12 protein-coding genes are annotated in these 12,973 nt (G+C 36.6%); 5 read left to right on the top strand and 7 right to left on the bottom strand.

Annotated elements, in window-relative coordinates:
- The first annotated feature begins 398 nt into the window (after positions 1 to 398).
- The 4 genes from MTT29_RS05725 (at position 399) to MTT29_RS05710 (ending at position 4,289) form a co-directional block, all read left to right on the top strand.
- Complete coding sequence (locus MTT29_RS05725) at positions 399 to 566, top strand: hypothetical protein (protein ID WP_429800038.1); 168 nt, start codon at positions 399 to 401, stop codon at positions 564 to 566.
- A gap of 9 nt (positions 567 to 575) precedes the next feature.
- Positions 576 to 1,292: a disulfide bond formation protein B gene (locus MTT29_RS05720; protein ID WP_429800037.1), complete on the top strand. Its 717-nt coding sequence runs from the start codon at positions 576 to 578 to the stop codon at positions 1,290 to 1,292.
- Positions 1,293 to 1,301: 9 nt separating this feature from the next.
- A complete protein-coding gene (locus MTT29_RS05715) occupies positions 1,302 to 2,186 on the top strand; it encodes a hypothetical protein (RefSeq protein ID WP_429800036.1) in 885 nt (294 codons plus the stop codon).
- A gap of 483 nt (positions 2,187 to 2,669) precedes the next feature.
- A complete protein-coding gene (locus MTT29_RS05710; RefSeq protein WP_429800035.1) occupies positions 2,670 to 4,289 on the top strand; it encodes an AAA family ATPase in 1,620 nt (539 codons plus the stop codon).
- 196 nt (positions 4,290 to 4,485) lie between these two features.
- On the opposite strand, the gene nrfD is transcribed toward MTT29_RS05710, so the two are convergent.
- From nrfD to MTT29_RS05680, 6 genes are read right to left on the bottom strand one after another with little or no spacing between them, the layout of a single operon-like run.
- Complete coding sequence (gene nrfD, locus MTT29_RS05705; protein ID WP_429800034.1) at positions 4,486 to 5,373, bottom strand: NrfD/PsrC family molybdoenzyme membrane anchor subunit; 888 nt, start codon at positions 5,371 to 5,373, stop codon at positions 4,486 to 4,488.
- Positions 5,374 to 5,383: 10 nt separating this feature from the next.
- Positions 5,384 to 6,022, bottom strand: coding sequence for a TorD/DmsD family molecular chaperone (locus tag MTT29_RS05700; RefSeq protein WP_429800033.1), 639 nt, complete (start codon positions 6,020 to 6,022; stop codon positions 5,384 to 5,386).
- Positions 6,023 to 6,032: 10 nt separating this feature from the next.
- Entirely contained in the window at positions 6,033 to 6,584 is a 552-nt protein-coding gene (locus MTT29_RS05695) for a 4Fe-4S dicluster domain-containing protein (RefSeq protein ID WP_103566085.1), read from the bottom strand.
- Positions 6,585 to 6,595: 11 nt separating this feature from the next.
- Positions 6,596 to 8,887, bottom strand: a complete 2,292-nt coding sequence (locus MTT29_RS05690; RefSeq protein ID WP_087583578.1) for a molybdopterin-containing oxidoreductase family protein — start codon at positions 8,885 to 8,887, stop codon at positions 6,596 to 6,598.
- A 22-nt stretch (positions 8,888 to 8,909) separates the two neighbouring features.
- Entirely contained in the window at positions 8,910 to 9,803 is an 894-nt protein-coding gene (locus tag MTT29_RS05685; protein WP_429800032.1) for a hypothetical protein, read from the bottom strand.
- Between the two features lie 10 nt (positions 9,804 to 9,813).
- Positions 9,814 to 10,524 (bottom strand): disulfide bond formation protein B, encoded by a 711-nt coding sequence (locus MTT29_RS05680; RefSeq protein WP_429800031.1) that lies wholly within the window; start codon positions 10,522 to 10,524, stop codon positions 9,814 to 9,816.
- A gap of 473 nt (positions 10,525 to 10,997) precedes the next feature.
- Here MTT29_RS05680 and MTT29_RS05675 point away from each other — a divergent pair, with 473 nt between their 5' ends.
- A complete protein-coding gene (locus tag MTT29_RS05675) occupies positions 10,998 to 12,146 on the top strand; it encodes a hypothetical protein (RefSeq protein ID WP_103637343.1) in 1,149 nt (382 codons plus the stop codon).
- A gap of 2 nt (positions 12,147 to 12,148) precedes the next feature.
- On the opposite strand, the gene MTT29_RS05670 is transcribed toward MTT29_RS05675, so the two are convergent.
- On the bottom strand, positions 12,149 to 12,745 hold the full coding sequence (locus tag MTT29_RS05670; RefSeq protein WP_103637344.1) for an effector protein: 597 nt from the start codon (positions 12,743 to 12,745) through the stop codon (positions 12,149 to 12,151).
- Positions 12,746 to 12,973: the final 228 nt, after the last annotated feature.

Below are 12,973 nucleotides of genomic sequence, written 5' to 3'. Positions count from 1 at the left end.
AATATTTCGGGCGAATACACAACTTCAAAAGATGTGTTTATTAGTGCTGGTCTAAAACCAGTTACCAAATAAGATAACAACTCGTCAATGTAAATTTAAACATTATTTCTACCGCCAAATAATATTAAAGTTTGCTGGTAAAAGATTGAAATTTACTATTGTTAAATCAATAATTTTCATAGTTTTAGACTATCTGACTCAAATTAGTCTTAGGTGTATTAATATAAAAGTACAATTTAGTATTATTATACTAAATTTTTTTAGACAAATACATTTTATATTTGTAAATATTAAGTAAAAAATATATTTATAATAATAAAAAAATATATTTTAAGATTAAAATTATAAATTAGGTAGTATATTTTAATAAATATTAAATTTCATATAAAGGATAAAAAATGGAATTTTTAATGGTTTTGATGTTTTTTGTCGCTGGTCTATTTTTATTGTTTAGGCCGGAAAAAAAGCAGGCTGTAATGGGGTTTGGTATTGCTGGAATGGTTGTGCTTATTGTGATGATGGCATGGGTAAATAAATTTGCCGTTGTGCCAATGGGAAATTTTTAGGAGCAGGCAATGAATAATGAAAAATTTGCAAGCTGGGGTGATGACGAAAAGAGATTTTTCAATCTCTTTGCAGCTGCTGCCATCGCTTTGATCGCACTTCCCGTTGGTATTGCATGTCTGATACTTGGATTTGGTATGGGTGATAGCCCTTGTATAATGTGTTGGCATGAGAGATTTTGCATGGTGGCGATCTCTTTTATGGCGCTTATTGTCGTACGTTACGGCTTTAAGGTTAAGTATCTAGTCGCAATCCTCTTTTTGTCGTGCCTTGGGCTATATGATGGCTTTTTACACTATAGTCTAGATGGCACAGGCGGTGGATATCTTGATATAAAGCAAGGCTTTGGGCTTGAAATTTTAGGCGCTCATACGCAGTTTTGGGTTGTTGTCGTACACTTTTGTGTCATTATCTTTTTAGGTGTTATTTTGATGCTTGGTAAAAATGTTGGCAAGATCATGCAAAATAGCGAAGAAAACGCATACGGAGTTGTTTTACCAAATTTCTTATTGGGAAAGATAGCTGTGGCTGTTTTTGTGGTCATTATGGCACTTAACTGCATTCAAGCTTTTATAACAGCTGGTCCACCACCATATCTAGCATCGGCTACGCCTTCTCGCATGAGCGTCGATCCTTCTAAATGGTTTTGGGAGCTTGATCACTGGAATGAACATGAGATAGATTTTCGCGAAAGCTGGAATCCAAAACTACCAAATTTACCAAAGTAAGGATATGGAATGAAAATTTTAAATTTAATAGCACTTTGCACTTGCTTGGCATTTGGTGGAGAGTTTGATCTAAATGCAGCAAATGGTGCAGTTACAAATCTAACTCCCTTAAAAAAAGCTGGACAAATAGAGCTAAAACTAAATAATAGCAATCCAGTTACAGGTCTTGACTATGATGAGGAGAGCAAAAGTTTTTTGGTTGGCACTCTAAAATTTGAGCTTTACTCTATGGATGAAAATTTAGATCAGATAAAAAGCTATCTAAGAAGCACGCCTGATTGGATCATACAGATGGAAGATACGGTTGGTGCAAGCTTTTTTAAAGGTTCTCTTGGACTGATTAGCTATAACAAAACGTATGAATTTTTCAAATTTATACCAGATCAAAGTAAGGATGATGCAAATAAGGCGTGGAGATATTTGCATGATGGCTATGATAAATTTAGCCTTGATTTTAAGGACCGATACTACACAGTTCGTGCAAAACAGCAGTATATTCTCTCTTGGGATCACTCTGGCTTCTACGGCGAATTTTTTATAGCAAGCGTGCCAGATGACATAAAGCAAAGTTGGAGTATTGCTAGTTTTAGTGATAGCGATAACCTTTTGTCTACAGAATTTATTCCGAGCTTTGATGAGAGTCTTGGCGTAAAAGAGGGCAGAGAGATAAATGACTACTATGTCACGGGCATGGATGCGCAAGGCGAGTTTGTTTATCTGCTCTCAAAGCAATACTCAAGTATCCTAAAGCTCGATCCACGTAGCAGAAAGATCGTGGAGGTTTATAGCTTTGAAGGTACGAGCGATGCCCATGCGCTCGCTATTAAAGAGGGCAAATTCTACGTCGCATCCAGAGAGAACGGCGTGAATAAAATTTTCGTTTTTGAGAGATAAAATTTAAGCCGTCTTTTGGGCGGCTTATTTTAAAAATAATCTAAAACATAGTATTTAAGCCCTCGCTCATTGTCGAACTGATATCTGCCAAATAATTTTTACCAAGTTGCTTAAAGTCCATTTTGTTATAATGTTATTACTAAAAGTAGCAAAAATGAAAGAGTAAATTCTAAAACTGCCAGCATATTCTACACCGACGAAAGCAGGTAAGGTAGCCTAGGCGCTAAATGCATACAAAATAGAGGTCAGAAAGGCTATAAAAGCAAGAGTAAAATAGACTCATCAAAAAGGCATCGGCACTCGGCATCATAAATTTAGCAGACTCCGCGAAGCCTGATCACTGGTGAAGATTCTCTGGACGCAGGTTGCCATGGAGCCAGACGGAGCAGTGTAGTATGCGGTAAGCTATTTTTCGGGGAAGAATTGGTGTAAATTTTGAGCAATTTTGTGAATAATTAATATCTTCTTTAAAATGGACTGAATATGAAAATATCAAAGGTAAATATAAAAGATTTTAAAAGATTTAAGGATCTAACTTTAGATTTAGGCAATAAGCCAGCGAAAATAATCGCATTGGTTGGTACTAATGGATGTGGTAAAAGTAGTGTTTTGGATGCTTTTATTGCATGCGGAGGAAGTTATAGTGGGAACATTGGGAGCGGTAGTATACCGGAAATATTCTACAGAACAGACAATAAGAATGCATTTCAATTAATATCGATTGAATATTTAGATGATGAGGGCAATATCATTAACAATAGCATATTATATAGTGATCATGATTTCTATAAGAATAATAGAAAAATTATTTTTTCATTCAGAAGCCCATATCGTTACAACACTAGTTTAAATATTAGAGAGATTAGAGCAACAGACCCCATTGAAAACAATTCCGATGGAGCGAGCTGTTCATTAAATTTAGACAGCAAAGTAGAGAATAATTATAGAAGATTATTGGGATTTTATAACCAAATTATGGAAAGAGAAGATATTAAGCCATCTGAAGCTAAGATTAAAGTCATAGGCTTATTAAATCAATCTATAAAAAACTGTTTAGATTTAGAAATTGTTAGTTTGGGAAATGTGGCACAAAATAACGGTACGCTAAATTTTAAAAAATCAGATTCAAATATAACATTCTCATTTGATAGTCTCTCTGCCGGAGAAAAGGAAGTTGTTGATATTTTATTAGATTTATTTTTAAGAAGAGAGAAATATAAAAACTCTATCTTTCTATTAGATGAGCCTGAGTTACATATTAATACATCGATTCAAAAAAAATTAATGATTGAGATAGAAAAACTAATAGGCGATGAAGGGCAAATTTGGATCGCGACTCACAGTATCGGTTTTTTACGGGCATTTCAAGAAGAGCTATCTGGGAAATGTCAAGTTATTCAATTTGAAGATAATATGAAATTTGCTTCAGAAGCTATAACATTGACCCCTGTTGCAAACAATAGAACAACATGGAAATCTATTTTCAGTACAGCTCTAGATGACTTAACCGGATTAATAGCTCCTAATAGAATTATTTATTGCGAAGGGCGAGATGAACCTAGAAGGGATGGCTCTGAAAGAGGGCTTGACGCTCAAGTTTTAAATAATATTTTTAATGCAGAGTATCCAGGTACTGTTTTCGTCTCTAGCGGTGGAAATACAGAATTAGATCAAAGAAGCAGCATTGCATTAGCAATATTAGGCAAGGTGTTTCCCAATATGGAAATTTGGGTTTTTAAAGATAGAGATATGGCTTCAGGAAAGCTAGTATCAGAAAAAGAGAGGCAAGAGTATTTAGCTAATCAGGATGCAAGATTTAGAGTAATGAAAAGGTGGGAAATCGAAAACTACCTATTTGATGAAGAGGTGTTGAGAAAATATTGTGCAGTAAATCAAAAAAACTTTGATGAAGTTAAATATAAAAAAAGTTTTACAGATTTAATAAACTCAGATGTTAAATCACAATTTTCGCTGATCAAAAGTATTTGTTCAATTCCAACTCATATAAATCCCGAGAATTTTAAAATAAATTTATCAAAGCTAGTGACTTTAGATATGAATATTTATCAAGAATTAAAGTCTTGTATATTTGATAGAAAATAGCTATTTAACGAGCTATGATGTCTGCTACCAAATTTAATATCATAATCTATCAAATGTGGTTAAATTTTACCCACAATATTTAAAGTCAAGAGTTATGCAATGTTGTGCATCTTTTGGTGGTCTATCGAAAAAAACACAATTTAAAGTTAAAATTTAAAGGTCGGACTTTCATCCGACCAGCATCAGAAAGGAGGAGTTAAAATATATAAACCGCGCCGAGTACGATAAATGCTCTTAGGCAAAAGCCGCCCACAAGCACGCCGTATTCGTTATAAACACAGCTTTTTACCTCCTCGCCGCCGTGCGCGCAGACACTGCCATCCGCATTCACGCCACATCTTTGTAGCATAAATTTACTGCCGCCAATTAATGGCAGTGCAAGACCAAGCACTATAAAACCTATCCAAAACATCGGCGCTAGAGAGCCTGATACTATTTTGGTTATGCTAGCCATGCCAGCAGCTTCGTTTCTAACGTTTGCAAATAGCATCAAGAGGGCAAAAATTTCAAGTGCCACTAAAATAGTGTGAAATTTATGCGACTCATGGCTTAAAACGCCACCACCACTTAGCACAGATATAGCGTTTGCACTAAGGCCTGTTGATATGGCTGAGATAGTAAATAGTATCGGTAGCCATATACTTGCCCAAAGTGGGATCGCTTTTACTACATATAAAAGTAGTCCAGTATATCCCATCACTCCAAGTGCTAGTAGAGAGCCAAAGCTAAGCATCATATCGCAAATTTTGCCACCTTTTTTGACTTGTAAAAGCACGAGTACGCTAACTATTATGAAAAATGTTAGAAGATATGTGCCGATACTCATTATAGAAACTGGTCTTGTGTAAAGACCTATGATCTTAAATGGATTGATCGCTGCGCTTGGTGCTAGGTCAAATAGCAAAAGTGCAGTTCCAACTATGACCGCTATTGGCGCGAGCAAAAATCCAAATTTATAAAATTTCTCATCAAGCTTGCCCAAAAAGCCTTTATAGGCTAAAGCCGAGCACAAAAATGCCCCAGCACCTAAACCACCTAAAAAGAGATATATGACTATGAGCCATCCCCAAGTTGTTTGTTCCATTATCTATCCTTTAACTCTTAAAAGTTAGAAGAGCTCTTGACTGCTCTATCTCGTTTTCAAGATATAAATTTAAAAAATCAGCAAAGCTCACATAGGCTTCTAAATTTGTAGTCTCCTTACAGCGAGAGCTAAATTTATAAAACCACTCAAACGGATGAGTGCGGATGAAGTCATATTTTTTATGTAAAATTTCATCCATCTTCTCTTTTTTGTCTGCTTGTAAGGCATTGAAACTTAGAAAGTAAAGGTATTGCAGCTCGTATCCGATGAAATCATCTGGAAATTTATCAAACTGCTCTTTACTAAGCTTTAGTCCAGAGCTCTCATAAAAGCTTCGCACCTGCATAGTCTTCTCGCCAAACATCGTTTTATAATCAAAATAAACCGACTCGTATGGCTCGGCCTTTGGGTGTCTTGGCCCTACAAAAAGCCTGTTAAATTCATATCTTAGCTCGTCTAGCAAATTTAGATCATCTTTACACTTATTTAGCCAAAGTATGAAGTTGTGATTTTTAAATTTATCACTAAAATTAAGGCTTAGGCCTATGAGCTCATCTAAATTTTGCTCTCTAAGCTCCACTAAGAAAAATCGCCTTAAAAAGTCTTCAACACTAAGGCTAACGCTAAGCTTTTCTTTGACCTTATCCATCTTTTACTCTTTAATGTATGAATTCATTTCGCTTCATTCTTGGATAAAAGCGGATGTTTGGCTTGGTAAAGAAGTGTTTAAAGCCTGGCATCTCTTTTTGCATACCAGCGCTGTCGCTGACGTTGCTATCAATCAGTTTTAGTACTCCACACGGACAGCCCGCCACACAAGCTGGCTCTTCGCCACGCTCAAGTTTTTCGGCACAAAGGTTGCACTTTTGAGCCTTGCCGTCTTTGCCTTTTGTGATAGAGCCATAAGGGCAAGCCATCAAGCAGTATCCGCAGCCTATGCACTTATCATGAAGTGGCTGTACGACACCATTTTCTAGCTTGATATAAGCCCCAACTGGGCAGACATCCATACAGGCTGGCTCGTCGCAGTGATGGCAAGAGCGAGTTATAAATATCTCTTTTTCTATGCCATCTTCATGTATCATAAGGCCATCAACATGTCTCCAGTTTATATCTGGATCTTGATTGTGATAGACTTGACATGAAATTTCACAAGCCTTGCAGCCTATGCAAAAGTTATAATCAAATAAAAAACCTTGTTTTCTTTTCATCTTAGACCCCTTTACATCTCTTGTTTAGCTGCTTTTTTTACTTCACAAAAGCTAGCTGTATAAGTTGAGCCATTTCCTAGATCGCTAACGCCATCAGAGCAAAGGATATTTGCTCCAGTTCTTGATTTTGTCACTTTTACCCAGATGTTGTTCCACGCATAGACTATGCCTGGGTTCATTTGATTTGTCTCGACTGCTGTAAAGACGGCTGTACCTTTTTCGTTTGTTGCCTCAACTGTATCTCCATTTTTTATACCGCGTGCTTCCATATCTTCACGTGTCATAAATAGCTCAGCATTGCCCTTAACGATAACTCTTTTTAAGATATAAGGCATATTGCCCCAGTTGGAGTTGTCTTGGAGCTGAGTACCTGGCGTCATGAAATAAAGCGGATATTTCTTAAGATAGTCTTTTCCAAATTTATTGCTCTTTTCATAGTAGTCCCAGTCGGTTTCAAGGTCTATTACTGGATGATAGCCTGCGTCTTTAAAGGTTTGTGAGTAAAGCTCGCATTTTCCACTTTTTGTACCAAAGACTAGTTTGTCTTTTGGTGCATAAGGGTAGTATGGGAACTGATCTTTCATCGTTTCAGGCGTTCTAAATGGCTTGATCCAGCCGACTGATTTTAGTTTTTCATAGGTGATGTTTTGTTTTTTGGCAAATTCTGTATCCAAAAAGCGTCTGCAAACCGTTTCGCTATCCCAGTTAAAGCACTCTTCTGTATAGCCCATCGCTTTTGCAAGAGCGTTGAAGAACTCTAAATTTGTCTTAGCTTCGCCAAGAGGTTTTACACTTTGAGCGTTGTAGCAGACGTATCCAGAAATTTGGTCGTTTTGGATATCCTCACTCTCCATAAATGTAACACCAGGCAGAACATAGTCAGCATAGTCACAGGTATCTGTTTCGTAAGGATCAATTACAACCAAAAAGAAGTCATCGTCCATTACACGCTTTTTGATCAAATTTGTATTTGGCGCTGTTACCATTAAATTTGAGTTGTAGTTGATGCATGCTTTAATGACTGTGTTTATAGGCTTGTCAAGATATGTTGGATTTTCTTTTTGTATGCCTTTACCAAATTCTATATAGCTTACTTGCTGCCTTTCTATCTTTTTGCCATCTTTATCTTTTGGAGAGAGATCTGGCATGCAGTTGTCGAAATTAAAGCAACCTTTTACATGCACGTATGCCCAAAATAGTCCGCCACCAAGCTTTGTCAAGGCACCAGTTAAAACTGGTAAAAATGTAACCGCACGAACAAGTCTTGCTCCGTTAAAGTGTCTTTGTCCGCCGTCGCCGTGCATGATAGCTGGTGCTTTTGCGTGAGCGTACTCTCTGGCAAAAACTTTGATCTGATCCACACTTGCTCCGCACATCTCAGATAGTTCGCCATAGGTGTAGAGTGAGCACTCGTGCACTAGATCTTCAAAGCCTGTTGTGTATTTTTCCACAAATTCATGATCATATAGATCTTCTTCTATTAAAAATTTACAGACCGCTAGACAAAATGCAGGGTCACTAGATGGTTTTAGCTGGATAAACATATCAGCTTGGTTTGCCAGAGGAATTCTTATTGTATTTATAACGATGATCTTTCCGCCTCTTTTTTTAACACGGTGAGCAAATCTTATCCAGTGTACGGCTGTATAAGCTTCATTTGATCCCCAGCTGATATACATATCGCTCTCATCGATCTCAAGTGCATCTTTTGAGAAGTCAGTACCTATAACGCTAGGAGTGCCCGCGTATCTTGGCCAGTCGCAAGGGTTTCTAACAAGTCTTGTGGCTCCATATTTTTCAAAGAAATTTCCTGGTGCAATAGTTTTTGAGATATGTCCTTCGTTGCCAGAGTAGACAAACTCGGTCAAGGCTTCGCCGCCAAATTTCTCTTTTATCTCAGTTAGCTTTGCAGCTATCTCTTTTAAGGCTTGATCCCAGCTTATCTTCTCCCATTTTCCCTCGCCTTTTTTACCGACTCTTTTCATAGGGTGCATGATGCGGTCGGCATTATATAGATGCATGGCATAGGTGTGACCTTTGACGCAGACTGTGCCTTGCGTTAGTGGGTGTTTTGGATCGCCTTTTATGCTTACCATTTTGCCGTCTTTTATCTCAGCGATCATCGAACAGGCATCACGGCAGTTTCTAGGACAGGTTAGGTAGTGGTACTCTACATTTTCCTCGTTCTTGTAGGATTTTGGGTTAAAATCCACCTCAAATTGCTCCATACCAAATAGGCTAGGAGCTGTTCCAGCTGCTGCCAGAGCTGCTCCCGTGCCTTTTAGGAAAGAACGTCTTTGCATGTTTTCTCCTTAAATTTGATAGCTATTTCATCTCAAAGATAAAAACTTTATTCTCTTTGCCTTCTCGTGAGAAGATGTAAAATTTATTATCTTTGATCGCTAATGCTCTTGGGTTATTTACCCCACTAAAACTAAATGCCTCGTCTATCTCTTTGGTGGTCAAATTTAACTTTAAAATAGTTGAGAAATTTTTGCTTAAAAGATAGAGCGCATTAGGCTCTACGTCTATGCCGGTAATGTAGTAGTTATTTAAATTTCTACCCTCTTTTAGCTGTAAATTTGCTCCAGCTTTTGGTACAAATTCTTCTAAGATCATCTTATCGTCGCCGTCAAATATAGCTACACTCCAGTAGTCTCTAACATCGTTTGGCACGCTAGCTGTGAAAAATTTATTCTCACTTTCTAGGTAGTCCCAGCCTAAGATGTACTGCTGTTTTGATCTAATGGTAGAAAATCTGCCCTTGTTACCAAGGTCATTTAGCTTCCACGCGTCATATCCAGCCAATAGGTGCCTCCACTGGCTATTTTGCTCATCTTTACTAAGGTTGCTAGCTGGCTCATAGAAGACAAAAGTTTTGTTGTAACTTATCATGCCAAGCTCTTTTTTGTACCAAGTAGCTCCGACTGTTGCTTCCATCTCCATTATAAAATGGCGGTCGTGTTTAGCGTAGCTAACTGGCTTTAAATTTTCATCTGCGATGTAAAATTCGTTGTCGTTTGAGACAAGAGCGAACTGCTTTTTGCCTTCATCGTAGTCAGCTCCAGTTATTGCATTGTCATTTTGCAAATTTAGAGTGAGCGTATCTTTAAGGCCTAGCTCTTTTATGTTTTGGATAGCTCCATTTTTGCTATCCATGTCAAAGCTAAAACCAAAAGCAAGGCTTGCTAATGCGATAAAAAATATTAGCTTTTTCATCTTTTACTCCTTACTTTGCTAGGTCTGGAAGCTCAGGGTTCCAGTCAAATCTAAAGTCAAGCGAGCTATCCCAGTGGTCTTTTTCCCAGAACCATTTTGAAGGATCGATGCTCATTCTAGGTGGTGTGCTAGATCCTAGATATGGCGGTGGACCAGAAGCTATAAAGGCTTGAACGCAGTTTGCAAGTATGATCACGATAAAGACCAAATTTGCAAATTTGCCAAGTGGCAAGTAGCTTAGAAAGTCGCCATATTCGCCATTTGAGCTTTTTTGCATTATAAGGCCTAAGTTTTTGCTAAACAAAAATATAAGAGCCAAAAATATGATCACACAAAAATCAACAACCATAACCCAAAACTGAGTGTGGGCACCTAAAATTTCAAGGCCAAAACCTTGTTTGATGTCAAGATAGCCGCCAAATGTTCCATCTAGGCTGTAGTGGATAAAGCCGTTAAATATGCCCCAGCAAGCCATTAGTAAAAGTGCTGCCAGATAGCCAGGCTTTAGTCCGTACCTGATGATGAAAAGCGCTATTAGGCTAATAGCTATCATCGTGATCCTCTCGGCCCAGCACATTACGCAAGGGTTATCACCTAGCCCAAAGCCAAGCACCAAGCAGGCGATACCAACTGGAAGTGCCACAAGAGCAGTGATGGCTAGTGATATAAGATTGAAAAAGCCTTGTTCGTTTGCTGGGATTTCATTTTGTTTTGTTTGCATCTTGCCCTCCTAAAAGTTGCCTATTGGCAAGACTACCCATAAATTTACGTAAAATTCTAGTGCAACTAGTATTACGCACCCCAAAGCCATACAGGACGTTGCTATTTTCTTCATTTGTGGCTTTATGTATAAGATAAGCCCACTAATCAGAAATAGCGTCAAAATTAGAAATTCCATTTTGAGCTCCCAATTTGTAAATTTTCAACTACAAGCATGCTTATCTGAGAAAAATAATATAACTATATTTATTAAATTTAGTTTAAAAAATATATTTTTATAGCTAATTTTTACTTTATATAATAAAAATTCGTAAATAAAAATAGATTTATACAAAAATATTTTATATAATTAAGCTATATTTAATTAAATTAATATTAATTTTTACAAAATTATTTTTATTGGTTAGCTTGTAAATTCAAATTAGCTTAAAGAATAGTTATGTAATATTTTTGCAAAGGTAAAAAGGGGCAGTAATGGAAAATATATTTTTAGAATCATATGATGTTTTTAAGGTATGTAAATCCCCAAGCAAATTAAAAATTTATGATGAATTTTTGCAAAATAACAAAAGGTACTCTATAACGCGTTGCTACTACGTCATCGTGGTGGATAATACATTTTTAACCTACTCACATCTCATGGTCTATGAGCAGCTACTCTATCTTTTGTACTCGCAAAATAAACTAAAAAATGGCGACTTTTCGCTCACCCTCAAAAAAGCAGAGCTTGCTAAGAAATTTAAAACAGATATCACCAAAAGTGCCACAGATACGATAAAGTGCTTTTATGAGATGCAGGACGTGAAAATTTCGATCTTTGTTAAAGACAAGATCGAAAAGCAGATGAATATAATCGAATTTATAGACGCAGAGCAAACTGATAAATATGGCGAGCTACAAGATGAGATAAATTTGAGACTAAACCCAGAATTTGTAAAGCTTTACCGCTGCATCTATCTTGATAAGATCGAGTATTTAAATAGCTTTGATATAGAGCAAGGTAGCTTCATAAGATACTTCATGCAGCACGAGCTAGATGGTGGCGTAAGAAGCTCAGCTATTATCGATAAAATGGGCGTTTTAAACTATTTGCCTTTTGCTTATAAAAAGCGCTTTGAGCAAGAGGTGGCAAATGTTAGCTTTTATTATAAAAATGAAAAATACGAGATAAAAGATGGCTTTGTAGTAGTCACAAATCACGAAAATAGAGTGATGGATAATCAAAATGCCTCTATTGAGCTTTTTGGTCTTATCTACGAGCAGATCACTAAAAATTGCACTAAAAATATCGTGCTAAATGACGCAAATTTGCAAAATTATTATGCTAGATTTGGTAAATTTGAGACAAATCAAAATATCTTTAAAATTTTTAGCAACATGGAGCTCATGTTAAATCATTCAATACAAAAAGAAAATGCTAAAATTTCTTTTTTCTCTCACTTTTTTGAAAGCATCGTTTGCAAAAGAGATACGGAGCTTGAAATTTTGATCGAGCTAAATCAAAAAGGCTTTGAGTATATCATCTCCAAAAGTGCAAATTTAGACTTTTATAACGTGGAGTCAGCTGACTACGGACTTACTTCATATCCAGCCAGCTCTTGTGCGGTGAGTGGAAATTTCTAAATTCAGTTGATTTTAGCTTTTAGTTTGGCGATCACTTCGTCAAGCTTGCCGCCATCTTGAGCGTTTTTTAGGCACTCATTTATCTCGGTCATCTTTTTGGTAAATTCGTTTTTTATAATGCCTACCACAAAGTCCTCGCTGTTAGTCTCGTCCAAGATAGGATACATGTCTCGCCAGATATCTTTGATCCACCAGCCGCATTTTGATATGCAAGGAAACTCTTTAAGCTCGCCAAGCTTTAGGCTCATCATAACTTCATCAGAGTGCTTGATATCGTCTGTGACAAAGTCTTTATGTATGCTATCAAAGCTTGTAAACATGCGGTAACCAAGGCTTGATACGTTGTTTTCAGAGCAAATTCTAAACTGAAAAACATTATCTTCATAGTCTAAATTCGATATGCAAATTTGATGTTTTTGGGTGAAATTTGGAAATGAGTTAAACCTTTTATCATCTATGTCAAGCTGCCACTTTGAGTCATTATCGCTAGTTAAAAACTCTTTAAAGCTTAGTTGTACAAATTCTTTATAGCTCATCTCATCAGCTGTGAAAAAGTCATAGTTGCTACTGTTTTTTTCTTTAAAATCTTTAAATTTCATTTCATTTCCGATCAAAAAAGTGTAACTATTTTACTACTTTTAACAATAAAGCTTATTAAATTTTACGAAATTTATAAGATTTTTTATCCGCGAGTCATTTTGATTTTATAAATTTGAGTTGTGTAGCAAATTTTTTCAAAAACAAATCAAATTTCATCCGTGATTATCTCTATATTTTTATAGATTTTAGTCTGGATATAGCCAGCGAATTTAATCCACAATGCCTAA

The sequence above is a fragment of the Campylobacter concisus genome (genome assembly GCF_050447485.1).
In the GTDB taxonomy this organism is placed as follows: domain Bacteria; phylum Campylobacterota; class Campylobacteria; order Campylobacterales; family Campylobacteraceae; genus Campylobacter_A; species Campylobacter_A concisus_BQ.
This window is presented reverse-complemented; position numbering and strand designations above follow the sequence as displayed.

What these genes read in the sequence shown, in the direction of transcription:
- MTT29_RS05690 (WP_087583578.1), bottom strand. Translation starts at nt 8,887, where the DNA reads ATGCAAAGACGTTCTTTCCTAAAAGGCACGGGAGCAGCTCTGGCAGCA.
- MTT29_RS05695 (WP_103566085.1), bottom strand. Translation starts at nt 6,584, where the DNA reads ATGAAAAGAAAACAAGGTTTTTTATTTGATTATAACTTTTGCATAGGC.
- MTT29_RS05675 (WP_103637343.1), top strand. Translation starts at nt 10,998, where the DNA reads ATGGAAAATATATTTTTAGAATCATATGATGTTTTTAAGGTATGTAAA.
- MTT29_RS05685 (WP_429800032.1), bottom strand. Translation starts at nt 9,803, where the DNA reads ATGAAAAAGCTAATATTTTTTATCGCATTAGCAAGCCTTGCTTTTGGT.
- MTT29_RS05715 (WP_429800036.1), top strand. Translation starts at nt 1,302, where the DNA reads ATGAAAATTTTAAATTTAATAGCACTTTGCACTTGCTTGGCATTTGGT.
- MTT29_RS05700 (WP_429800033.1), bottom strand. Translation starts at nt 6,022, where the DNA reads ATGGATAAGGTCAAAGAAAAGCTTAGCGTTAGCCTTAGTGTTGAAGAC.
- MTT29_RS05710 (WP_429800035.1), top strand. Translation starts at nt 2,670, where the DNA reads ATGAAAATATCAAAGGTAAATATAAAAGATTTTAAAAGATTTAAGGAT.
- MTT29_RS05720 (WP_429800037.1), top strand. Translation starts at nt 576, where the DNA reads ATGAATAATGAAAAATTTGCAAGCTGGGGTGATGACGAAAAGAGATTT.
- nrfD (WP_429800034.1), bottom strand. Translation starts at nt 5,373, where the DNA reads ATGGAACAAACAACTTGGGGATGGCTCATAGTCATATATCTCTTTTTA.
- MTT29_RS05680 (WP_429800031.1), bottom strand. Translation starts at nt 10,524, where the DNA reads ATGCAAACAAAACAAAATGAAATCCCAGCAAACGAACAAGGCTTTTTC.
- MTT29_RS05670 (WP_103637344.1), bottom strand. Translation starts at nt 12,745, where the DNA reads ATGAAATTTAAAGATTTTAAAGAAAAAAACAGTAGCAACTATGACTTT.
- MTT29_RS05725 (WP_429800038.1), top strand. Translation starts at nt 399, where the DNA reads ATGGAATTTTTAATGGTTTTGATGTTTTTTGTCGCTGGTCTATTTTTA.